This is a genomic window from Xanthocytophaga agilis, from assembly GCF_030068605.1.
Classification (GTDB): domain Bacteria; phylum Bacteroidota; class Bacteroidia; order Cytophagales; family 172606-1; genus Xanthocytophaga; species Xanthocytophaga agilis.
The window spans coordinates 287,310-312,462 of record NZ_JASJOU010000012.1 but is presented as its reverse complement, the minus strand read 5'-3'; the positions used below and the strand labels follow the sequence as shown (position 1 = coordinate 312,462).

The window sequence follows — 25,153 nt, the reverse complement described above, 5'->3', positions numbered from 1 at the left end:
TCCGAAGACATTCAAAAGATTATGAGAAAACAACTAAAAGTGCACAAGCCTGGATTTTATGGGCTAACTGCCAAATTATTCTTAACCGTTTCTAAATTGTTCACAATTTAATTTTTAAACATACTCTGATTCGCAAAATCACATGTATACTTCTGTTTTTGAAAATTTGTACAGGGATAATCTCAAATTTTAGCGAGTAGTACATATTGGAATGCGTCGAAAGAAAGGCTTACGTTTAATTCACAATACTGTGGCCCTATGCACATAGTTCTATGCAAGTAGACGTTTTGTGGTGAATTCCGATCAAATTTTGGTCTGCTCAGAATAAGATGTAATCTCCTTATAGATTGAACCAACCGGTGTGGCTCCTTAAAAAAATAGTTTGCCATGAACTAAGCGACAACGAGAAAGGCCATCTCTAACTTTAACTCATATTTAGAAAGTAGTATATTTTTTGGTGTTTGTTACTATTTGCAAAATAATTTAAATACATTCCCGTTTAACTACAAATAAACACCACTTAACCTATATCTACTAACTCTTATGAGAATACTTACTATCTTATTTATTTTAAATATTAGTACACTATGTGTTGCGAAGGAAATCGTATTGAAGGGACAGTTTTTGAAAGGAAGAGTTCCTGATAAAGTCGCAATTACACTTTTTTATGGTACTATCTCTGGAAAAGGCGATTTCGATGTTTTAGTTAAGAATGGGCGTTTTGAATTAAAAGGTGTATTGTCTCATCCTTGTCTCGCTTTGGTAAAAGCGACTGGGGCATCTCAGGAATTTGGAATCTGGCTGGATGATGGTACAATTGATGCAACCTTTGAAATCTATAATCACCCATCAATGAATAGACCTTACCTGGCTACTATCTCTTCTACAGGAACTGTCGATACTGAATTTTATACCCAATTATATAATCATCTTAAAGTACTAAGCCAAAAAGATAAACTTACTGGTGCTACTATTTACAAAGAATTACAAAAGGATATAGAGCCTCATATTGAAAAATATCCTTCTTCCTATTTATCCTTAATGTTAGTAAAAGATTTTATGGATGAACGATCTCTGGGTGAAGCCTGGGGAAAGAAATACATGAGTTATTTAGACCAGAGTCTGTTTAATTCCGAACCTGGAAAAGATTTACTACGCAAGATAAAGCGAGACGCAACGAATCAGGTAGGTTTTAAAATGGCTGATTTTGAGTTGCCAGATACAACAGGTAAGCCAGTTTCATTGAAAGATATACACTCAACCTATACTTTATTAGATTTCTGGTCTTCCTGGTGTGGCCCTTGTCGTGCAGAGAATAAATTATTGACAACGATTTATACAAAGTACAAAAGTAAAGGGCTTGAGATTGTAAGTATATCAATGGATCAAACAAAAACGCCATGGATTAACGCAATCCACAAAGACGGACTTACCTGGCTTCAGTTATGTGATTTTAATGCCTGGAATGGTGTAGTTGCCAAACAGGTTAATCTTACCAGTATCCCTTACAACATATTGCTGGATAAAGATAAGAAGATTGTTGGAGTAGATTTGAAAGATGGAGAACTAGAGAAACTGCTTGATAAATTGTTATCTAACTAACCTCAGGCAACCTAGAAATCAAATTCGTGTATTTCTGGGCTATCAAATATCTCCTGAGAAAACTCCTTGTGATTCTTTTCTGAACCGGTAACTGTCCAGGTAGCAGTTACCAGGTTTCCTATACGGTTGTGTTTAGATTGTTTAATTTTTAAGTCAAATCTTTTAAGCTCCTTTTCATAGTGTTTTATACTACCCTGTCCTTGATTAAAAACAATCCTATAATTTCGAATTTGTTGCTTATGGCCAATAAGTTTTTGGACATATACCAATAGGAACAGAATAATTAGCACCAGAATCACTCCAACTGTTGCAAGGCTGTAATAACCACCCCCTATACACATTCCCAAGGCTGCTGTCACCCATACAGTAGCAGAGGTGGTTAAGCCACGAACATGATTTTCTTCTCTGAAAATAATACCTGCGCCCAGAAAGCCAATACCAACTACAATGTTTGAAGCAATGCGTTCATTATCATTTCCCAGATAGTTTGACATGATTGTAAACAAAGTGGCTCCAACACAAATAAGAGCGATTGTTCGTAACCCAGCAGATTTACTTCGATATTCCCGTTCTGCTCCAATTAGTGACCCTGCTAGCAATGCTATAAATAGCTTAAAGAAATCTTCATAATGCATCATAAGAATTGAAAGGATGTGTTTCAAACATACTTGGATACCCTAAAAACTAGAAAACCCTGGCATAAGGTCAGGGTTTTCTAGTTTTATGGACTTTCGGGTTAATCATCCAGATTATGCTTTGTGATATTCGGCTCAGAGGGTGGTTCGAAGATATGAATACCCCGACGAACGTAGGCTGGAGTTTCTGTTTTTTCCCTTATGTCTTCCAGTGTAAGCGTACTGTTTAATTGTCGTAAGTCTTTTCGATCTCCTAACTTTTTACGTTGTAAAAAGAGTTCAACTTCTTCTGATGGCTGGGATATTGGAGTAATTGGCTTTTCTTCAACTACTGATGAAGATTCTAATACCACAGGTGTAGGACCACCTACTGTAGATTTATCTTCCAGCGAAAACTCAAAAGGTAAAGACTTATTTACTTGTGGTACATTCACAACAACTTCTGGCTGAGGAACAGGTATTACTTCTACTTTGACAGGTTGTGCAGGCTCCGATTCTATAATTGCTTTTACTGCAGTATTTTCAGGTGCATCAAAGCCGGTAGCAATAATGGTTACCCGGATATGTTGTCCTAAAGAATCATCAATAATATCACCATGAATCAATTCATCTACCAGAATGCCTGTCTTCTCCTCAATATATTTCATGATCTCCTTAGTCTCACCCATGGTCATCTCAGCTTCCTGACTATAAAACATAGTAACCAGGATCTTTTTCGCACCACGAATATCGCGACTATTCAATAATGGAGAGTTTAAGGCTGCTTCAATAACCTTTCTTGCACGACTTTCGCCCTGAGCTGTTGCAGATCCGATTACCGCCTGACCTGCATTTTTCATTACCTTCTTTACATCTTCAAAGTCGACGTTTACATAACCAGGAACGGTAATGATTTCCGCTATACTTTTTGCTGCATTAGTCAGGATATTATCAGCTTCTGCAAAGGCTTTACTCTTTGGCAGGTCTCCAAATATCTCCAGAAGTTTATCATTGGAAATAAGCAGAACCGTATCACAATATTGTTTTAATTCGTCAATACCTTTGAATGCATTCTGAATCTTAATCCGACCTTCAAAGCTAAATGGAGCCGTTACAATAGCAACAGTCAGAACACCCATCTCCTTCGCAATTCGTGAGATAACAGGTGCTGCTCCCGTACCTGTTCCACCACCCATACCTGCGGTGATGAAAACCATCTTTACATTAGGAGTAAATAACGCCTTGATATCCTCTTCACTTTCCAATGCGGCAGCTCTACCTTGATCTGGGTTAGCGCCTGCCCCTAAACCTTCTGTAAGACTTGCCCCTAACTGAATCTTATATGGTACAGGACTAGATGTTAAAGCCTGAGCATCTGTATTACAAACGACAAACTCAACATCCCGGATTCCCTGACGAAACATGTGGTTTACTGCATTTCCACCACCACCCCCAACGCCAATCACTTTGATAATAGATTGGTTATTGATAGGTAAGTCAAATTTTATGTTGCCTATATTAAACATATTGGTTGTATGGGCTCTTAAATAATATCTTTCTAAATTTTAACTAAAACCGTTAGAATCAATAACTTTTAATAATCATTCTTATCTTCGAGGTCTTCAGATAGCCATGTCCGAATCTTTCCAAATAACCCACCTCCATTGTTTGTTTTAGGAGGATCATTACGTGGTGTAACGGTTGGTTTAATTTGTTGATAGCGGTTCTCTCTCGCATCCAGTGCATGAAACCCAACTAAGACCATCCCAACAGCTGTTGCATAACAAGGTTCTTTGATAAAACTAACAGGACTTAACCCCAAATGCTCTCCTGCATTACCAATACGTGTTGGCATGTCTGTTAGTTCTTCAAATAACTTATCTATATTCTGGAGTAATGCCGTACCTCCTGTCAATACAATACCTACATTCCGAATCCGGCTTTTGTAACCTGACTTTTCAATCTCCATATAGACCATCTCAATTATTTCACTGAGACGGGCCTCTATAATCTGAGCCACATTTTTCATAGAGACCAGCGTAGGTTGGCGATCACGTAAACCGGGAACAACAATCCGATCTTTGTGGCTTGTGAACTCAGGTGTTGCCATTCCGTATTTAACCTTCATGACTTCTGCCTGATTACGGGTTACCCCACACCCATGAGAAATATCTCTGGTAATTACATCTCCTCCAAAAGGTAATACAGCAACATGTCGAACAATTCCCTCGTGATAGATTACCACATCTGTGGTTCCTCCTCCAATATCAACCAGTACAACACCTTGTTCTTTTTCATCTTCACTCAATACAGCAAGACCTGAAGCCAATGGGGAGAAAAATACTTTATTTACCTCAAGACCTGCACGACGCATACAAATACCCAGATTTTGCATCACAGTCGACTGTACACTAATCACATAAAAGTCAGCATCAAGCCGTACTCCCAGCATCCCAACAGGATCTATCACACCACTCTCTCCATCCACACGATATTTTTGTGGAAGCACATGAATATTTTGGCTACCTAATGGAGGTGTGACGCGTTGCATATCTTCATTAAGCTGAGCTACATCCTGAATACTAATCTCTTCCTGTGTATTCCGTCGGGTTAATCCCAGCCGATGTTGTATACCCTTGATATGTATGCTGTCAATATTAACATTTACCTCTCCCACACTAATGTGGCCTTCAACACTGGTTTGTAGTTGGTGTATTGCCTGATGAATCGCTTCTGATGTACGATCAATTTTTGTAACAATGCCTGAACGAACCACTCCCTCTTCCAGAGGTGCTTTACCAAACCCCAGAACCTCTATTTTTCCATACTCGTTTTTACGGCCTGCAATAACACACACCTTGGTGGTGCCAATATCGAGACCCACTACAATTTTATCGTCCATGTTGCTGCTCTTATCCCGCCTTTGTCGGGATGAGTGTTATTTCTGTAAGACTAGTCAGTTACCCTCCTGTTTCAGAAACTTTTTTGAATGACCTAAATAGTATTTTTTAATGCAAAAAGTCTGCTTTTGTAAACTCTGCCAGATTATTCACAGACAATCTGATTCTGATACGCAACATTTACTCTTCCGTACCGGTTCCATCCCTGAGCAGGCATCACTTTCTGGTAAAAAATCCGAATCTTTTCAAATTTCCGTTTAATATCAGTTGGAGTACCAAACTCAATAATTTGTCGGCCAAGTTGAGGATACATCTGAATTGTACCGTCCTCTAAGATTACTACTTGTGTTATTAACGCTTTAAAAAAACGCTCATTATCAATATACTGTAATAATTCAAAATATTCCTTTGCTGTACTGTCTGCTTGTAAATTTTTGTCGAGCAGCTTCCTCAGACCTCTTCCCTCTACTAGTACAACCCTTGCCGTAAATCTTTCAGAGAGAGGTAATATCTCTCCATCTTCGCTAATGTATGCATCTGGAACATGGCTATCAATTACTCGGGCAATAGGTCGATTCTGCTGGATTATAACATTCAGTTTCCCCATAAGATCTACATATACCTGGCAACTTTTAACGAATTTATTGGTTTTAAGCCTTAATTCCAGATTTTTCAGATTTATTTCCTTAAAAGACTGACCATCAATCCGTTCTGTCCCATTATTTGTTAATAGGGCTAAAACATCAATATCATTAATGAAATAGGTGTCATATGCATCCTCAATGTGAATATTAATTCCCGAACAAACTTTATTATGTTGTTTATTTTCTACAAATCCAATCAGAATAAAAAAGCACAATGCTCCTGCTACTATCTTTACAGGAGTTCTTAGCTTGATCTTCCCTAAACTACCAAACATAGAAAGCTTGTATCTTAAATGAAAAATTTTAATCAGGTCTTATTGATAGTATCTCTTTACAGTATTAAGGATCTCTATTTTTTTTCTGTTTCTGTTAGCCAGTCCCGGATTGGAATAATGAATGTATCAATATCTCCTGCGCCCATCGTTACCAGAACATCTCGTCTTTTTTCTGTTAATACCTGCATCAAATCACTTTTACGGCAAAGTCGCTTCTCGGGTGACTTAATTTCGTTAAAAATTATTTCTGATGTTACTCCTTCTATGGGTTGTTCCCTGGCAGGATAAATATCCAAAAGTATAACTTCATCTGCTAAACTTAGACTTTTCGCAAATTCTGATGCGAAATCACGGGTACGACTATACAAGTGTGGTTGAAAGATCACAGTTACTTTACGATCCGGATATAAAGCCTTTGCTGATTTAATAAAAGCTTCTGTTTCTGCCGGATGATGAGCATAGTCATCAATATAAATTGTTGACTCACTCCGATAAATATATTCAAACCTGCGTTTCACTCCTAAATACGTTCGTAATCCTTCCCGCACATTAGTTTCAGATACACCCAGCAATAAAGCTACTGCTGCTGCTGCTGTAGCATTTTCTACATTATGAAATCCAGGAACCTGGATCTGTAGATCTTTGATCTTACCATTGGGTGTGTCCAGGTCAAAAGTAAAATAAGGAGCCTCTATACGGATGTTTATTGCCGAAAAATCTGCTGGTTGCCCACAAGCATATGTGTATCCGTGAACATGCTCAGGAATTCCTAATTCCAGTCCTTTTTTTACAATAACAACTCCATCATTTTTGATCTGTGCGACAAACTCATGAAAGGATTTTTTTATTTCATCATGAGTGCCATAAATGTCCAAATGATCAGCATCTATAGAGGTAACTACTGCCACATTTGGAAATAGGGTCAGAAAAGATCTGTCAAATTCATCAGCTTCTGCTACAACTAATGGATCTTCATTACTATCTGCCTTGCCCAATAATAAATTTGTGCCATAATTTTGGGTAATTCCTCCCAAAAAAGCTGTACAGTTTTTTCCTGCCGCTGTCAAAAGATGAGCAGTCATGGAAGAAGTTGTAGTCTTACCATGGGTACCAGAAATTCCAATGGTAAATAAATCCTGTGTGATTCGCCCTAGAATCTGTGACCGTTTTAATTCAGAAAATCCATTAGTTCGAAAGAAAATCAATTCTTTATGATCGGATGGAACTGCAGGAGTATATACAATGAGACAGCTCTGAGGGGTTCGGAATGATTCTGGAATAAGATTTACATCATCAACATAATGAACAGCAATACCTTCTTTTTCCAATTGTTCTGTAAGGGTAGTACGTGTGCGATCATAGCCAGCCACTTCACAGCCATAATGACGGAACCAGCGAGCCAAAGCACTCATACCTATGCCTCCAATACCGATAAAATAAACTCTGGAAATATCTTTTAAGTACAAGGTTCGTAAGGGTTATTTGATTGGCGCAAAGGTAGTGAAATTTCGCGTATGGTTTTTTGCGAAAAAACAGGTTTTTAATTTTGTTTTATAGAAAGAACGAATAGCAACACTTTTTATTTAATTCCCTAATCCAAGTGTGACAAAAATTATAGTCACATTTTTTATGTTGTTTCTCCTTCTAAGTATCTATTATCCAAATTGAAATAACAACACAGGAGAAAGAAACCTATTAAAAATAACGAGAAGATTGAATAGTAGTAAGTAATTCCCCTGTATTATGCAAGGATTAACTCTGTTATGCTTACTAAAAAGGTCTCATATACAGTTATTAGAACTACACTGTATAAGGTATACGGTTAAAAGAATACTGCCAAAAAAACTTTAGTAGATAGTAGTAATCTCTGAGAAACTAACTTTGTATCGGGTAATGTGAAGACAGAGGTATTTGAGATTCGTATGGAAGTAAAAGATAAGTAATGTAGATATCACATATAATGGATAAATACATATACTCTCAATTTTCCAAATAGGAAAGTATATATGGTTTCAAAAGAGAAATATTAATTTTCCAATTAAAGTTTGCTTTATAATTATTTTCTCGCCTAATTTCAAGTATAAGAAAGTACTATCTCTTTAACCCAAACCAGGTCATTTTTATGAAAATAACAGTTGTAGGTGCAGGAGCTGTCGGAGCTACCACCGCTGATAATATTGTTCGTCGCGAGCTGGCAGAAGAAGTTGTATTAGTAGATATCAAAGAAGGATTAAGTGAAGGAAAAGCATTGGACATGTTTCAGACAGCCACGCTGCTTGAATTTGATACCAAAATCACAGGTTCAACAAACGATTACAGTAAAACTGCCGGATCAGATGTAGTGGTAATTACATCAGGTATTCCACGCAAGCCAGGAATGACCAGGGAAGAGTTGATTGGAACCAATGCCGGAATTGTAAAATCAGTAGTAGATAATGCCTTAAAATATTCACCAGATGCCATATTTGTCATAGTCTCTAATCCCATGGATACTATGACTTATCTTGCATTGAAAGAATCTGGACTACCCAAAAACCGAATTATTGGTATGGGAGGTATTCTGGATAGTTCACGCTTTAAAACCTATCTGTCGTTGGCTATCGGATGCCAGCCTAACGATCTGCATGCAACTGTAATTGGTGGCCATGGTGATACAACCATGATTCCATTAACCCGGCTGGCAACATATAATGGAGTTCCTGTAAGCCAATTCTTATCAGCAGATCAATTAAAACAAGTTGCAGCAGATACAATGGTGGGAGGAGCAACATTGACTAAACTCATTGGTACATCTGCTTGGTATGCGCCTGGGGCCTCTAGTGCTCTACTAGTAGAAAGCATTGTTAGAGACCAGAAACGTGTGTTCCCTTGTTGTGTTTATCTGGATGGTGAATATGGTCAAAATGATATTTGTCTGGGAGTTCCGGTTGTGATTGGGCGTACAGGATGGGAAAGGATTATAGACTATAAATTAAATCCGGAAGAGCAAGATACATTTAGTAAGTCAGCTGATGCAGTACGTAATATGAATAACGTTTTGGCTACGTTATCTTTATAAAATTAATATCTTGCAACTATCCCCATCCATTCTAAATAGAATGAATGGGGATAGTTGCTTTTAAATATTACTTATTTCCTGACCATCCTATACGTTTTGTTAGTTGTTGGGCGAGACTATTTAATTCTTCACTTACTCCTGTTATATAAATCAAGCTCAGATATAAAATAGTAATAATAATAGAACGTACTGCAATTGTTAATACTATCGCCCCAAAGCTATTTGAATACCTGGGTAGAAAAGATACTATCCAGAAGGTCAATAGACTAATCCCTATTGTGATGGCTGTTTTAACTGTAAAGGGCTGCATACGAAAAGTAATCCATAAGAAGACTGTGCGGATGATATTATAAGATGCCACAGAAATAAATGTTCCCATTGCCGCGCCTACAATCTGATAACGAGGAATAAGAATGCTGTTTAAAAATATAGTAAGGAAGGCAAGTAATACCATTGTAAAAAGATCAAATCTGTAATACTTGGAATTTACTACGATCTCACTGTTTATACCATTCGCCATATCTGTTACACGACTCATTGCGATAACAAAAACAACCCACTTTCCAATTCGGAATGTATCCCCATTAGGAATAAGGTCAAAGATTGAGTCAATATTGCACCAAACACCTAGAAACAGAAATGCACCTGCGATAAGCTGGTTAATGGAAGACTTCTTATACAAAGAAGCTATCTGTAAAAGATCATTTCTACGCCATGCATCTGCTACCAGTGGTGTACTAATCTGTGTTATCGCTCTGCGTGGAATTTCAATCACCATAGCAATATTAAAAGCTAAAGCATATACACCTGTAAGATTAAGGCCTCCTTTGTAAGCCGCTACCATAAGTGTGTCAATTTTACTTGCCAAAAGAGTGCCTGCTCCACCTAATAATACAAAAAAGCTATAGATGATCATTTGTTTAAATAAAGGAGTTCTTATAAATCCGAAGTCCCATACCAGATAGAGACGTCCTAGCTTTTTGACATAAATGGTTAATAAAATAACAGCAATACCATATGATGCTATAAATAAAATGACAAGCCAGTGAAAATCTATGATACATAACCCATAAAGAAGTATTAGCAAAACATTGGCAAGCTTAAGAAAAACTTCTCGTATCAGTGCAGGTACGACAATACGAAGATGCACACGTGTATACGCTTCCAGAACTCCGATATATACCAGAAAAATAATAAGAGGAAGGAAATAGAAATAATACTGTAGGAGCTCAGGGGACTCTTTGGTATAGATGTCTGAAAAAACTGGTTGAAAAAAAATATACAGAGGTATCAGAATAGATAACCCGATGAAAGGCAATAGAAGCAAAAAACCAAGAAAACCTTTATATTTTTGAGTCTCATCTTGAAAATATGTAAAAAAACGAACAGCGAGATGAGAGGTTCCTAATTGTGCAAACTGGGCAAGAAGCAAAGCCATATCCAGCATAAAGCGGGTCAGCCCTATCTCCTCCTTCGTTAAATACTTTGGTGTAAGCCAAAGTACATTGAACATGCCTATTGCCGCACCTGCATAGGATACAATTGAATTTTTAACACTCTGCCTGATAATAACGCCCATGTAGTTTCAACAATAAATGCTGATAATATTTTAGTAATGAGTCTGTTTTAGAGATAGTTTATGTAGAAGGAAATCGAAAGAAAATTTATCCTCTTGAGTAATATCCCTGGCAAAGATATAAGGAATGATAGTTGATTTAAACTTAAAGTATAAATTTGCTTTCGATTTAAAGCTATACTCATATTCTATACAATGAAGACAAAGACAAGTCTGGTAAAACGAATTTATCAAGCCATTCCCTTTAAAAGACAATTTTTTGAGATTGTCAGATCTGTGTATGTGCCTCCAAGGTCAGTATTCAGGCATTTATTCTTTGGAGGAAAATTCAAAGTTCAGGTTGGCAAAAAATTCTTTTATATGAACCATTACAATACACACGGATTTGTTATTGAGGATGGTTTATTCTGGCAGGGTTTGGGAGTTGGCAGAGAAGGATTCTCTTTAAGGCTCTGGCAGAAGTTATCAGAACAATCTGAGGTTATCTTTGACATTGGAGCAAACACAGGTATGTATTCTTTGTTGTCCAAAGCAGTCAATTCTCAAAGTAAAGTCTATGGATTTGAACCAACCCGCAGAATTTATGAAAAATATAAGGCTAATTGTCAACTAAATAACTTTGATATTCACTGTGAATGGATGGCGGTATCTGATACTACCGGAGAAGTAGTTATATATGACCTTCCTATAGTAAACAATTACAGCGCCACTATTAATAAGAATTTTTCCGATGTGCGACATGCTCCATTACTAGACTCTCGCCTGGAGACAAAGGTTCCATGTACTACTGTAAAGGATTACATAGAAAAAAATAATATTCAGCGAGTAGATCTGATGAAGATAGATGTAGAGTTACATGAACCTGAGGTGTTAAATGGCATTGGAGAATATCTCGTGAAATTCCATCCCACCTTGTTGATTGAAGTAATGAATGACTCTATTGCTACCCGAATCGAAGCATCGTTAAAAGGGTGTAACTACTTATATTTTGTTATCAATGAAGAAGGAGAGATTCATAAAACAGATAAAATTTTTGCAGCTAATGAGTCTAATTATCTGATCTGTAGAGAAGATGTAGCTAAGAAATTAGCTTTGATCTAAAAGAGGCACCTGTCTTTCTCACTTTTCTTTAAAACATCTTACGGTTAGTTATCTATATCAAATGGTTCCAAATGTCTGGGCAGTAATTGTTCATTATAACGGAGAAGAATGGATACACAAATGTTTACAAAGTTTAACAGAAAGTGTACTACCATTACATATTGTGGTTGTAGATAACAATTCTACCACCCAAACAGGCATTCAAATTATACAAAATGAGTTCCCACATATTACGTTTATCCACAGTAAAGAAAATATTGGCTTTGGTAAAGCTAATAATATAGGTATTGACCTTGCAATGGCTCACCAGGCTGATTATGTATTTCTGCTTAATCAGGATGCATGGATTGAAAATAATACTATTGAAAGATTACTATCAGTAAGTTTAAATAAACCAGATTTTGGGATTATCAGTCCATTCCATCTCAATACAACAGGCTCTGCCTTGGAGTATGGCTTTTCAAAATATCTGGAAACAGACAAATGCCCTAATATCATTTCAGATATATATCTTAAGCAAACAAAAGAGATTTACCCATTATCGTTTGTAAATGCTGCGGCATGGTTACTAACACGTGATTGCATAAAAATTGTGGGTACATTTGACCCTCTGTTTTTTATGTATGGTGAAGATCTGGATTATTGTCAACGTTGCCAGTATCATAATATCAGAATTGGTGTTACACCTGACGCTACCATTTGTCATGCCCGTCCTTATCCTTCAGCACAAAACGTGGGTAAGTCTATCTGGAAGCAAAGTGACAAATATAAGTTGCAAGGAAACCTTCTGGCTGTATTAAAAAATATTAATAAGCCATTGTGGGTACAGATAACTACCTATTTTATCCTGTTGGCTAAGTTTTCTATTCAATATAACACTCTCTGGAAACCTATGGTAATAGGTTTATCAATACTAATGAAACTTAAAAGTATTGTTGCCAGCCGTAGAAATCAGAAAATACATATATAATAATCATGTTTTCAATCGGGAAGATACTTGAAAAATATAAGTATCTTCCCGATTTACCTCTCTCCTACTCTTCAGTTCTCACTGTTGCTGTATTGTTAATGATTCTGCCAAAGAAAAGAGCATTCATAAACAGTTTATTTGTTCCAAACCAAAATGCGCGGAAATTAGGATTATCATCAAATAAAATAATTTTACCACTACCAGAAGAATTAACCACTATAGAGCCTGCATTACTAAATTGTTTCAGATTTTGTTTGGAAATATATCCACTCAGCAATGGATTAACAGTATATTGTCCTGGAGTGGCATAAGGGTTCTTTGCCTTTTCCATAAATACGGTATTGTCCTTGAATACAGGGATTGTTTCTTCTTTGTACCCAAATGCTAGCGGATGGCTACGATCCAGACGGATCTGAAAAATGCTACCCACAATTTCCTGTGCTCGTGTGTATTCATCCAGAAAAACATAGGGTTTGTTACCTGTAGAGTCGCTAGGTATTTTCTTTAATTTTACATTGGCTAGTCCATTGGATACTGCCCAGGGAATAGCCTCAGACATAGCAACCAGAGTTCCTCCGTTTTGTACCCACCGCTTAAGATTTGAGAGAGCATTTCCTGTTAATCCATTGTAATTTCCACCAGATAGTATAATGGTATTGTACTTATCAAAATCTACTCGGTTACTATAACTCAGATCAACAATGGCAGGAGGCATATTATAGCGTTGATCAAGCAGATGCCATACCTCACCTGCATCTGTAGCAGTGACCCCTATACCAACCAACAACATAGCCTTTGGATCAGTGACAACTGCAAAGTTACTACTTCCAAAGTCAATACCCGTTGGCGTCAGGCCAGTTGAAATACCTGTTATATTCAAGCCATCTCTTTTCGCGAAAGCTTGCATATCTGCCAGAATAGCTTCCTGTGATTGATTTTGTAGGCCTACAGGAATTAGGATCGTACCATAATCAAATGTCTCCGTTTTTCCTTCTATAACACTTGTAAAAGGTTTAGTTGCTACACGTATCTGATATCCTTTCTTTAGAAGTTCATTGATAGTACGGGGTGCATAGTAATTATCCCAAGCAAATGCATATCCATACACAGTTTTATCACCTATTACGTTCCCTTCGGGAAAACTGATACTTGTTAGCTTTTCACCCACACTAGCTGTTTTTGCTTCCGCATAGGGCATGTTGAATGCGAGAGGGAGCGAGAATGCAGAGATATCATAGAATAAACTGTCCTCGAAAGTAGTCCGTTTTTCAAACATTGCCTTTATCAAACGGTATTGCGGTTGATTAGCAGGAATAAAATAAGAAGTTTCTGAGGCAAAGGTTTTACCCTCTATACTTACTGTATTTTTTAGGGGATATACCTCTACTTTCTGCTGTAACAAAATACGCAGCATTTCATAATTTCTGGCTTTGTCATATTGACTTCCAAATATATATCCTGAAGCACCTTTGCTTTCATTGGCTACACTCCGATAAAGATCCCGTTGAAAGTTCAGCAAGTCAGTACGCAAAGAACGTGCTGCTGCTAAAGTAGACTGCATAGTGGTGAACTGATTGCGAATAGTAAAAGGAAAAGATAATACACCATTTACAGTTTCCTGTGCATGACCACGTGAACTTGCCTGCTCAAAAAGAATACCCACACATCCTTGTACATCTGGATAAGTAGACCCTTTACCATAATAAAAGTCGTCATAGTTTTCTTCTGTAAAATAGAGAGAACCCAATTTATCCAGTGCCTTTGCATGAAAAGTCCCTATCTTTTGAGTTAGCTCCTGATTAAGCTTAGGTGTAAGAGGATGGACTCTGCTTTGAACCCCTGGCTGAAAGAAAAATGTACTGTTTGCTCCCATCTCATGGTGATCCGTCAAAATATTAGGTTTCCACTCCTGAAATTTTGTAGCACGCCCCTTACTTTCCGGGTGTTGGACATACAACCAGTCCCGATTGAGATCAAACCAATAATGATTGAATCGGCCTCCTGGCCATGTCTCATTAAATTCTCGGCTACTAGGATCTGTCATTAGTGTTTTACTTTTATTTGTATTAGCCCAATGTGAGAACCGTTGAAGGCCATCCGGATTAAATGCCGGATCGACTAGGATTACAGTTTCGTTTAGCAGAGAATCTATTGAAGGTCCTTGGGCCGCTGCCAGATAATAAGTAAGCAATAGCATGGCATTGGAACCGCTAGGTTCATTTCCATGTACACTAGCTCCAATCCAAACTACTGCAGGCATTCTACTTACATCCAATGAGCCTGACTGAGACGCATCTGAAAGCTTGAGATGATCTGATTTTATTTTATCCAGATTTGTTCTGTTAGAAGCCCCGGTTACAGTAAGTAAGATAGATGGGCGTCCTTCATAGGAGCGGGCATAGATTTCCATTGTCATCCGATCCGAAATTCGGTCTACTTCACGTATATAGCTTACTAATTGATCATGTGATACATGCCATTCACCTACTTGCCAACTGAAAAAGGATTCAGGTGTAGGGATTTCTGAACTATAAGAAACATTCTGAGGGAGGTAATAGGACAATGACAGCTTTTCCTGTGAATGTGCATCGAGAAATGTAAGAAGCGAAGATACAAGAAATAGAATTTTCTTCATGTTTATGTTGATGGTTAGGTCTGAGAGGGAGTGAATATAGTAATTTATCCATAAAAGCGAGAGGCGCTTTCGAAGAAAAGCGCCTCTCATTGGGTAAATAATAGTCTATAGCTATTTTATCAGTTCAATAACACCCTCCAGTACATGAGTAGCCCATTGCTGATACATCTTTCCTGAAAAATGTAGCTGATCACTGGCAATCAGATTTTTATCTGTGGCAGCTGTGCGTGATAAAGGTGTGATATCAAAAAAGACAATACCTGCCTTCTTACACTCTTCCTGACAAACTGCATTGAATGCATTTATCTCTTTAGCCACTTGTTGTCTATCCCGACTTTCACCTGCAGGTGTTACTCCCCAATCGGGTATAGAAAGAACAAAAACATGCTTCGGATTTCCCTTTGCATAATGAATTGATGTTTTTAATAACTCGCTCAATTCTTTCCGATAGCGTTCAGTACTTTGCCCACGATATTGATTGTTTACGCCAATTAAAAGTGAGACAAGATCATAGGTCTTTGTATTTCCACTTTTTGCAATAGCATCTGCCAGTTCTTCTGTTGTCCAACCAGTTTTTGCTATGATATCCGGCTTGCTGACTAGTACCCCTTTTTGACGAAGCATCTCTGACAGTTGTACACTCCATCGTTCTTTCTCTGCAACACTTTCTCCAATAGTATAGGAATCACCTAATGAAAGAAATGATATTTGTATAGAAGAAGGAGGTTGCTGCATAATGGATGATTGAGAATTAGGTGGTTGCTGACAAGACAAACAGGCTACAAAAGTGCTTACTACGGTAAGCATGTAACACATACTTTTACAACTGCTCATACTGAGGTAAGTTTAGTAACGTTCTCTAGCCATCTCTCTTGATACATCCCGGGATTTAATATCCTCCCGTTTGTCATATAGCTTCTTGCCTCTTGCCAGAGCAATCTCCATCTTAGCTAACCCTCTATCGTTTATGAATAAGCGCAGAGGAACGATTGTTAGTCCGTCGTCCAGTTTATTTTCGAGTTTGCGCAGTTCATTCTTTTTCATTAACAACTTTCGTTCTCTAAGAGGATCATGATTGTAATAGGTACCTTCACTGTATTTTGAGATATTCATATTCTTAATGAACAATTCATTCTCGTGAAAATAACAATACGCATCCTGTAAGTTTACCTTCTGCTGACGGATTGATTTTATTTCTGTACCTGTCAGCATAATTCCTGTTACATACGTATCCAGGAACTGATATTCAAATGAAGCCCGTTTATTTTTTATATTAACAATCTTCTCGATTTTTTCTTTTGCCATAGTTTACTTTTCAATTTTAAAGATAGTATCTACTATCTTTTGCAAAATTAGTATCTTTTTTAAGAGAAATAGGCTATTTACTTTAGAATATACATAAGTCACCTCTCTTCCTCAAAAAATTACTGAACTCAACGTTTGTTGGAGAGCAATAAAAATATTCTCATAAAACTTTACTTATTGTATATAATACACTTTATTTGTTGCATTATTCTATTTTACTTTTACACTATTATTTTAGTTCTATATTCCTATGAAAACGGCTTTTCTCATCATTGATGCACAATACGACTTCTGTAACCCTAATGGCGCATTATATGTTCCAGGTGCAGAAGAGGATATACAACGCCTGAGTCACCTTATTACTACTCATTCTGATAAGATAGACGCCATTTATGCAACACTGGATACACATCCAGTTAATGATATTTCCCATCCTTCTTTCTGGATAAGCTCAGAAGGTCAGGAACCAGCACCCTTTACATTAATTAAAGCCGAAGATGTGAAGTCAGGGAAATGGAAGCCACGTTTTAATTCGGAACAAGTTTTAAACTATCTCGAAAAGTTAGAACTACAAGGCGAGTTTATCCACTGTATCTGGCCAGAACATTGTTTGCATGGCTCACGAGGAGCAGCGTTGGAAGACTCTCTTTTAGAAGCATTGCGCTATTTTGCACACACAGGTAAGGAGTATCATACCATAGAAAAGGGTACAAATCCAATGACAGAGCATTTTGGTATCTTCAAAGCGCAGATCCCAATTGATGATGCCCCGGAAACACAACTCAATACCAAACTTATTGATGAATTGCTGGCGTATGACCAGATATTTCTTTGTGGTGAGGCAAAATCACACTGTGTTGCCACCAGTCTGAAACAAGTACTGCAATCTGCTCCAGAACTAGCTAAAAAGTTTGTTATTATTGATGATATTATGTCTGATGTAACAGGATTTGGTTATCTGGGAGATCCTATTTATGCAGAGGCCAGAAAGGCTGGAATTCCATTTATGAAGTCATCAGAAATAACTCTATAGCATTTTGCTTACTAATACTAAAAAACAAACCTCGACTGGCAGCCGAGGTTTTGTTTTTTCCAAATGAGGATGAGATTATTATTACTTTCCGTAACGTTTGTTGAATTTCTCGATACGACCAGCAGTATCCACCAATACATTTTTACCTGTATAGAAAGGATGAGACTGTGAGCTTACCTCGATTTTAATTACAGGATACGTATTGCCATCTTCCCACTGAATAGTTTCTTTGGAAGTCATGGTTGAACGGGTCAGAAATTTATAATCTGCTTGCTGATCCCAGAATACAACCGGATGATAATCAGGATGAATATCTTGTTTCATAATTTTATTGTTGGATTACTTATTTGCAAATGCTTTTGAAAGTTATCTGGCTTTTATTCTTAAACTAAACGTAATCAGGTCAGATAAGTCCCCAAAAACGGGCTGCAAATATAGTAATAAAATTAATTACTACTTATTTTTATCGTATTTATTTTATTTTGGATCTGCACTTTTGGCCTGAATATCTGTTAGGATATAATATAGATTGTTAGCAATCTGAAAATCCTCAATTTTTCCTTCGAAAGTGAGAGTCTGCCATTCTTTAGTAGGCTGTATAGTCTGGAAGATCAACTTTTCGTCTTTATCCTTTGTACAAGCTATCTTCACAGGCATTGCAAAATCTGCTACATCTGCAGTCCATTTTACGCGAAGCTCTATTTCTTTCCGGCTTGTTTGAGTAAGCACACAATTCAGTGTAGGAGGAGATAGATATTTAAGATACTGATTAAAGAAGGCGTTGAAGTTTTTGCCTGTTTTTTGATTTATATAATTAACAATATCCTGCGTATGTACCTGTTTTAATCTCATGTCCTGCTGTATACCATGTAAAATATCAACCCACAAGGAATCATTGTCAATTACATTTCGTAATGTATGAAGCATATTTGCTCCCTTAAAATAGATATCTGTTGTCTTATAATCTTCAAAATTTACATTTAAAGGCCCTAGCATCGGCTCTGTATTCTGTATCAGCGCGGATTGTCCTTTTACATACTTAAAAGCAGTCTCTTTACCATATATTTCTTCTACAAATAAAGCTTCTGCATATGTACAAAAGGATTCATTGATCCACATTTCGCCATGATCGGCCATACTCACATTATTGCCCCAATATTCATGTCCCGTTTCGTGAATAATAATATAGTCAAAGTTAAGGCCAACACCGGAAAGATCTTTGCCTTTGTAACCTGGTAAATAATCATTGCCATAGGCAATTGCACTCTGGTGTTCCATTCCAAGATAAGGAGTTTCAACAAGCGCATACCCATCATTCCAAAAAGGATATTTACCAAAATACTTTTCATAGGCAGCAAGCATAGGTTTAACCTGTTTAAACTGTTTTTCAGCTTTTCCTCTGTTATAAGGCATTACATAGTAATCCAACGCAAGAGTTTTGCCATCTTTAGACTGATAGGTATCTGTCATGTGTTCATAATTTCCAATATTTACTGTTACATTGTATGTGTCTATTGGATAATGAACACGCCAGTCAAACCGGGCATAGCCGCCACGTAGATAAGCCATCTGTTTTAGATTTCCATTACTGATACATTGTAAATCAGACGGAGCTTCTATACTGATATACATACTATCTGGTTCATCAGACAAGTGATCTTTACAAGGCCACCACAGACTGGCACCAGCACCCTCGCATGCTACTGTAACCCAGGGCTTGCCAACTTTATCCTTTACCCAGATAAATCCCCCATCCCATGGTGGGTTTTTGGCAATACGAGGCTTACCTCCATAATGAATAACAATCGAATCCAGTGTGCCTTTCCGTTGTGTTTCAGTAAAGGTTACAAAAACAGCATTGCTATCCCGCTTAAAAGAAAGAGGCTTTCCATGATAAGTAATAGCACTGATATGCATATTCTTATATAGATCAACCTGAATAGTTTTGAAGTCTGACTCTGCCCGATAGGCAAGAATATTATATCCGCCAACAGTACTATCTTTAGGGTTTACGCGTAAATTCAAGTGATAAAAGAATACATCATAACAGCTTCTGCGAGGACTTAGATTACCTCGTAAGCTATCATAGCGCGTAAAATGCCAGGGAGATGTGTTTACTGGCTTTGGTTTTGCCTTAGGTTTAGTTTGTCCCTTAGCAGGTCGCCCGGAATTCTGCGCTTGTCCGTAATATCCAACTACAAAACAAAAAAACAGCAGACCAAAAACTCGTAAATTTAACTGCATAAGCAATTGTTTTTCTGGTTAAAATATAACAGTGTAGAAAGGTAAAAAAATTAACCCAAGTCATAGTTCCTGATTAAAAGCTAAGAGCTTATAATCCAAGTAGTAATGCAATACAAAGTTCCTGCATCATTCTGCCTTTTCCAAAGATCTCTGAAAAGTAAAGAGTAAGAAAGGAAATGATTATAAAAAACATGGAAGGAAAAAATGTATCTATATACATCTTTTGAATAAAAAGTAGAAGAAAGGAAATAAAGCTATACCTGTTTTTCTGTAAAAATGTCTGCTACTTTTTTAGAAGAAAATATTTTTTTCTAAAACAGAGGATATTCACTGATGTAAGAAAGATGGTAAAATAGTCTTATTAAATGGAACTTAATTTATTCTCGTACTGTAAAAAAGTCTTCTGTTTCATGAGGTGATATTTTCAATACATGCGCCAACACCAAAAGCACTAAGGTTCTGGAAGCAATAGTGCGGGAAATGTTTGCAGCGGACATAAATTGACTTACTGTAATAGATTGGTTTGCACCCAGATATTGCATAAGTATTTTTTCTTTGTCTCCATATTGAAAACGAATATTACGTTGTTTTCTCTCTCCCTTCAAAACTTCACGCATTTCTTTGCTTGCCTGAATACTTTTATCTGCTAGCCGCACATACGCTTTACCAATGTTGTTATCCAGATCATGCAGCACATAATGAGGTTTTTCACTGCTCGGTGGGATAGTTAATACCAATACATGTCGTTCTTCTCCTACAGGGATACGGTATGTTTGATAATGTATAGGAGGATTACAATATTTTTCAATGGTTCTTGTCAGAATATATTCTTCCTCATCAACAAACTTTACTCCTTTGATTTGCTGATCATCACTGATCCCAACCAATAAATTTCCTCCCTCTGAGTTTGCAAAAGCTACAATTTCCCGAACAATTTTATCCGGATGAGCAGCTTTAAGCTTAAATTCAATATTTATACCTTCGCCCTGCTTGACCAAGGCTTTCATAGTGGCGAAGTCCATTGTCTTTCAACTAAAATAAAAGGAAAAGACCAGTAATAAGCGCCTATTTTCAGGCGTAAACCTGAGATTTATTAATTCTTCTGACTTGCGCGGAATAGCTTTTGTTTTTCTTCCTTAGTTAAACTCTCGTAACCTGAGCGATTAATTTTATCCAGAATAGCATCAATCTCATCGTCATCAGGAGTACCACTGTAAGTAGGAGAAGTTGCTTTAGTTGTAACAGTAGTGGTACTACGATAAGTAACCTTCATTTTAGGTTTACTTTGGAATAAACCTTTTACCCATTCTAAAAAGCGACTAATAGGACGTCCCAAATCATTCCCATTGTTTAACTGGGTAATAAACAAAAACCCCATCAGCGCTCCACCCAGGTGAGCAATATTACCACCCATGTTTTCACCATTAACGGCAAGACTTATATAAGATGTAATTACATAAAAGCCAGCTATGTATTTGATTTTGACAGGGCCTAGAAGAAAAAGAAAGAATGTATAATTAGGCATTAAGGTTGCTGCACCAACTACAACAGCATAAACAGCTCCCGATGCCCCTAACAACCGGCTATTTGAAAAACCAGGAATGAGATTTGCCAGAATCAGGTAGGAGATACCTCCAGCAATGCCTCCCAATATATATAAGTTAACTAACCTGCGACTTCCCAGATATTCATCTATTAGCTTCCCAAACCAGTAAAGGAATAGCATATTAAATAAAATATGGAAAGGTCCTTCCAAACTATGGACAAAAAAGTATGTTATTAAAGTCCAGGGATGAAAAAGAAATTTTTTGATATCTCCTGGCAGATATAGGTTTTCTTCCAATGACATGAAATACTCACGTTTATCTGCCGCCTTGAAAATCCAGAAAAGAGTAATCATCACCAAGAAAATAACGACATTGATGAGAATAATCTGCACCAATCCATTATTTTGCTTACGAAACGCATTTTTAAAATCATCAACAATGCCGGTCATAGTCGTTGTGTCAATGTGCCATGACGCACAGATACAAGTTATTGCTTAATTCTCTGAACAAAAATAGAATTTTAAAATCAAAAATTGCTAAAAGCAATGAATCCTATTTAATAAAAGCGTTGTCGGTTTGTTCCCCAAAGTTTTACAAGAATAAATCCAAATAACATGCCACCCAAATGAGCAAAGTGAGCTACATTATCACCTTCTGTACGATGTATACCTGAATAATATTCATAGATGCCATACAAAAGTACAAAATACTTTGCTTTGATGGGAATGGGAAAAAACAAAAATAATAATTCGGTATTAGGAAAAAGCAAGGCAAACGCAGCCATAATACCAAATAATGCTCCTGATGCCCCTACTGTGCCAAGATTTGGATTATTCAGGTATTGATCAATTTGATCACGAACAAACTTTTTTCCTAACTGAATATAGTCTGGATTATTGGGATCTTTATCAAACTTATCCAGAAACTCCATAGTAAACCTTTGAGAGAGCAAGTGTTCATTTTCACTTGTAAATGTAGAAAGGTTTGAAGCAGTTGGGTCCATTAGGTAAACATTGGCAGCTTTCTCCATCTTCATTACTTCATAATAGTTTATCCCATTATGAATCAATCCCGCCCCTATTCCTGTAATAAGATAGAACACCAGAAATCTGGATGGTCCCCATACACGTTCCAGCATTGGTCCAAACATGACTAATCCAAACATATTGCTGAATATGTGTCCTAGCCCCCCATGCAAAAATATATATGTTACAAGCTGAAATGGAATAAAGTAGTTGGATAAGAAAGGATAAAGTGCAAATCTAGGAATCAGGTTAAAAGGTCCCTGAAGGAAAAATATTACTATAGTTATCAGTAAGAGATTTCTTACCATTGGTGTGAGAGAAAAGCCCATCGTATATAATCAAGGTTGTAGTATTAGAAATGTTCAAATACAATAATCGCCAAAAAAATAATAATAGAAAAACAAACAGGTACTTGTATAGGTACCTGTTTGTTTTTCTATTATTTAGTAAAGAAACTTCCTATTTTATCTAACGTTAAGATTATTAGTGTTGGTGTTCCATCAGGTGCATAATTAGGATTAGAAGAAGCAAACAATTGCGTTATCAGATTTTGCATCTCAATACCTGTAAGTCTGTGGCCATGTTTTATCGCAGATCTTTTGGCAAGTGAACGTGCAATATTTTCCCTACGTCCCAAATTTAATTCTGATTGGTGCCATTTGAACTGCTCAATCAATCCTTCCAGCACCTCTTTCTCCTGTCCATCAGGGATATCAGCAGGAATACCTTGTATGGCAACAGTATTTCGTCCCAGAATTCCAATCTCAAAACCCAAATGTTTTATTTCGTCCGTTATTTCCATAACAAGCTCAAAATCTGGTAAGCTAAGTTCAACAACTTTAGGAAATAACAGTTGCTGACTAGTCCCATTCCGTTTACTAAGTGTATTCAGGAACTTCTCATACAAAATACGTTCATGTGCCGCTCTCTGATCTATCAACATCATGCCATTGGATACTTGTGATACAATATAGCTGTTGTGCATCTGATATGCCAACCCCTCGTTCTCAAGACGTTCAGATGACGAAGATATTGTATCTCCTGGCAATCGGTTAACTTTACTCTCAAGAGTAAGTACAATTTGTTCTGGTTCTTCTTGTTTTACCTGCTCTTTAGGAAATGCTTCCTGAAAATCTTTGTACAACACTGACCAGTTTTTCTGGTTATTTTGTCTGCGAAGATCACTTTCAATAGTAATGAAGTTGGCATTCTGTTTTTCAGGACTGCTATGAGTACTCCCACTTGTTTTAGGAGGAGTAGAAAAGAGATTAGTTGAAGAAGACTGACTATTTCCGTTTTTAGTTTCAGTGGCAGGTGTAGAAAACATAAAGCTGGTACTTTGATCAAAGTCCAGAGTTGGAGAGAGATGATGCATTCCCAATGCTTTGCGTATGGTAGATTGAACTACTGCATAAATAGCTCTTTCATCATCAAATTTGATTTCTGTTTTGGTGGGATGTACGTTAATATCAATATGAGCAGGATCTATTTCGATAAATAGTGTGTAGAATGGATAACTCTCATCTGGTAATAAGCCTTCATATGCGGTCATTATAGCATGATGAAGATAGTTATGCTTGATAAAACGTTTATTAACAAAAAAGAACTGTTCTCCTCGAGTCTTTTTGGAAAACTCAGGCTTTCCTATGTATCCTGTAATAGTTACATAGTCTGTACCTTCCTGACAGGAAATCAGCTGATCTCTGTATGATTTTCCAAATAGATTAACAATTCGCTGACTTAATTTGCCTGAAGGTAAGTTGTATGTCTCAAGATCATTCTGATACATTGTAAAAGAAATTTCAGGGTGTGCCAAAGCTACATGTTGAAATTCATCCAGAATATGCCGCATTTCAACTGCATTTGACCGAAGGAAATTACGACGGGCAGGAACATTGAAAAACAGATTTTTTACAAGAATATGAGTGCCTACAGGTGTACTAACCGGCTCCTGAGCTTTTAGTTCGGAGGCTTCAATACGTATCATGGTTCCAATCTCTGCCTGAGCTTGCCGGGTACGCAATTCAACTTGTGCTACTGCAGCAATAGACGCCATTGCTTCTCCGCGAAACCCCATAGTTCGGATTGCAAACAGATCATTGGCTTGCCGGATCTTAGAGGTAGCGTGACGCTCAAAACACATGCGGGCGTCTGTCTCAGTCATGCCAATCCCATCATCGATAACTTGAATCGAAGTTCTCCCTGCATCTTTTACAATTAGCTGGATATGTTTTGCCTGCGCATCAATCGCATTCTCCAATAATTCTTTTACTACTGATGCAGGGCGTTGTACTACTTCTCCGGCAGCTATTTGATTAGCAATAGAGTCGGGTAGCAGTTTAATGATATCATTCATAAAGATAGTACATAAAAAAGACGTGGCAGAATCACATTTTTTCGATTGACAAACTGTCTGACCTGATGGCACTTATTCTACAGATCTTCAATACATTTATCTTTTAAAATAGCTCATACATTTTATTGTCATCTGCTATTTCATAACTATAATGCAAAAATGCGCATATTTTTCGGGAGTAAAAAAAGAAGTTAAAAGTTCAGTGCACAGCTATATGTATGTATCTGACTATCTGTTGAAAATGAGTTTCTCTAGAAAAAAGCGCTCA

At 37.1% G+C, this 25,153-nt stretch carries 20 protein-coding genes; 5 read left to right on the top strand and 15 right to left on the bottom strand.

The features are described 5' to 3' along the window. Positions 1-543 precede the first annotated feature (543 nt). Entirely contained in the window at positions 544-1,602 is a 1,059-nt protein-coding gene (locus QNI22_RS28735) for a TlpA family protein disulfide reductase (protein ID WP_314516260.1), read from the top strand. An 11-nt stretch (positions 1,603-1,613) separates the two neighbouring features. On the opposite strand, the gene QNI22_RS28730 is transcribed toward QNI22_RS28735, so the two are convergent. The 5 genes from QNI22_RS28730 to murC all read right to left on the bottom strand — a co-directional run bounded on the left by QNI22_RS28730 (position 1,614) and on the right by murC (position 7,501). Further along, entirely contained in the window at positions 1,614-2,240 is a 627-nt protein-coding gene (locus tag QNI22_RS28730; RefSeq protein ID WP_314516258.1) for an MgtC/SapB family protein, read from the bottom strand. A 98-nt stretch (positions 2,241-2,338) separates the two neighbouring features. Next, complete coding sequence (gene ftsZ, locus QNI22_RS28725) at positions 2,339-3,742, bottom strand: cell division protein FtsZ (RefSeq protein WP_314516255.1); 1,404 nt, start codon at positions 3,740-3,742, stop codon at positions 2,339-2,341. Positions 3,743-3,810: 68 nt separating this feature from the next. After that, on the bottom strand, positions 3,811-5,118 hold the full coding sequence (gene ftsA / locus QNI22_RS28720) for a cell division protein FtsA (RefSeq protein WP_314516253.1): 1,308 nt from the start codon (positions 5,116-5,118) through the stop codon (positions 3,811-3,813). Between the two features lie 143 nt (positions 5,119-5,261). Beyond that, the gene (locus QNI22_RS28715; protein ID WP_314516252.1) at positions 5,262-6,035 is read right to left on the bottom strand and encodes a cell division protein FtsQ/DivIB; all 774 of its coding nucleotides are present in this window, start codon (positions 6,033-6,035) and stop codon (positions 5,262-5,264) included. 74 nt (positions 6,036-6,109) lie between these two features. Beyond that, entirely contained in the window at positions 6,110-7,501 is a 1,392-nt protein-coding gene (gene murC / locus QNI22_RS28710) for a UDP-N-acetylmuramate--L-alanine ligase (RefSeq protein WP_314516250.1), read from the bottom strand. Between the two features lie 656 nt (positions 7,502-8,157). Between murC and mdh the strand changes: the two genes are divergently transcribed. Then, positions 8,158-9,093 (top strand): malate dehydrogenase, encoded by a 936-nt coding sequence (mdh, locus tag QNI22_RS28705; protein WP_314516249.1) that lies wholly within the window; start codon positions 8,158-8,160, stop codon positions 9,091-9,093. Positions 9,094-9,160: 67 nt separating this feature from the next. Here the strand turns inward: mdh and QNI22_RS28700 are convergent, their stop codons facing one another. Beyond that, on the bottom strand, positions 9,161-10,672 hold the full coding sequence (locus QNI22_RS28700; RefSeq protein WP_314516247.1) for an oligosaccharide flippase family protein: 1,512 nt from the start codon (positions 10,670-10,672) through the stop codon (positions 9,161-9,163). A 192-nt stretch (positions 10,673-10,864) separates the two neighbouring features. Between QNI22_RS28700 and QNI22_RS28695 the strand changes: the two genes are divergently transcribed. Together QNI22_RS28695 and QNI22_RS28690 are read left to right on the top strand one after the other, a co-directional pair. Further along, the gene (locus QNI22_RS28695) at positions 10,865-11,770 is read left to right on the top strand and encodes an FkbM family methyltransferase (RefSeq protein WP_314516245.1); all 906 of its coding nucleotides are present in this window, start codon (positions 10,865-10,867) and stop codon (positions 11,768-11,770) included. A 61-nt stretch (positions 11,771-11,831) separates the two neighbouring features. Then, complete coding sequence (locus QNI22_RS28690) at positions 11,832-12,740, top strand: glycosyltransferase family 2 protein (protein ID WP_314516243.1); 909 nt, start codon at positions 11,832-11,834, stop codon at positions 12,738-12,740. A 64-nt stretch (positions 12,741-12,804) separates the two neighbouring features. Here QNI22_RS28690 and QNI22_RS28685 read toward each other — a convergent pair whose 3' ends face one another. The 3 genes from QNI22_RS28685 to smpB form a co-directional block, all read right to left on the bottom strand. Next, the gene (locus tag QNI22_RS28685; RefSeq protein ID WP_314516242.1) at positions 12,805-15,375 is read right to left on the bottom strand and encodes a M14 family metallopeptidase; all 2,571 of its coding nucleotides are present in this window, start codon (positions 15,373-15,375) and stop codon (positions 12,805-12,807) included. Positions 15,376-15,486: 111 nt separating this feature from the next. Next, complete coding sequence (locus QNI22_RS28680; protein WP_314516240.1) at positions 15,487-16,182, bottom strand: SGNH/GDSL hydrolase family protein; 696 nt, start codon at positions 16,180-16,182, stop codon at positions 15,487-15,489. 39 nt (positions 16,183-16,221) lie between these two features. Further along, positions 16,222-16,680 (bottom strand): SsrA-binding protein SmpB, encoded by a 459-nt coding sequence (gene smpB, locus QNI22_RS28675; protein ID WP_313990821.1) that lies wholly within the window; start codon positions 16,678-16,680, stop codon positions 16,222-16,224. A 250-nt stretch (positions 16,681-16,930) separates the two neighbouring features. Between smpB and QNI22_RS28670 the strand changes: the two genes are divergently transcribed. Continuing rightward, positions 16,931-17,713: a cysteine hydrolase family protein gene (locus QNI22_RS28670; RefSeq protein ID WP_314516238.1), complete on the top strand. Its 783-nt coding sequence runs from the start codon at positions 16,931-16,933 to the stop codon at positions 17,711-17,713. A gap of 81 nt (positions 17,714-17,794) precedes the next feature. Here the strand turns inward: QNI22_RS28670 and QNI22_RS28665 are convergent, their stop codons facing one another. From QNI22_RS28665 to mutL, 6 genes are all read right to left on the bottom strand, one after another. Next, on the bottom strand, positions 17,795-18,037 hold the full coding sequence (locus QNI22_RS28665; protein WP_314516236.1) for a type B 50S ribosomal protein L31: 243 nt from the start codon (positions 18,035-18,037) through the stop codon (positions 17,795-17,797). A 153-nt stretch (positions 18,038-18,190) separates the two neighbouring features. Then, entirely contained in the window at positions 18,191-19,957 is a 1,767-nt protein-coding gene (locus tag QNI22_RS28660) for a M1 family metallopeptidase (RefSeq protein WP_314516233.1), read from the bottom strand. Positions 19,958-20,334: 377 nt separating this feature from the next. Beyond that, entirely contained in the window at positions 20,335-20,979 is a 645-nt protein-coding gene (locus tag QNI22_RS28655; RefSeq protein ID WP_314516230.1) for an AlbA family DNA-binding domain-containing protein, read from the bottom strand. 71 nt (positions 20,980-21,050) lie between these two features. Next, entirely contained in the window at positions 21,051-21,953 is a 903-nt protein-coding gene (locus QNI22_RS28650; protein ID WP_314516229.1) for a rhomboid family intramembrane serine protease, read from the bottom strand. 107 nt (positions 21,954-22,060) lie between these two features. Further along, positions 22,061-22,837 carry a rhomboid family intramembrane serine protease gene (locus QNI22_RS28645; RefSeq protein ID WP_314516226.1) on the bottom strand — a complete coding sequence of 259 codons (777 nt, stop codon included), beginning with the start codon at positions 22,835-22,837 and terminating at the stop codon, positions 22,061-22,063. A gap of 131 nt (positions 22,838-22,968) precedes the next feature. Further along, positions 22,969-24,885: a DNA mismatch repair endonuclease MutL gene (gene mutL, locus QNI22_RS28640; RefSeq protein ID WP_314516223.1), complete on the bottom strand. Its 1,917-nt coding sequence runs from the start codon at positions 24,883-24,885 to the stop codon at positions 22,969-22,971. Between the last annotated feature and the right edge of the window lie 268 nt (positions 24,886-25,153).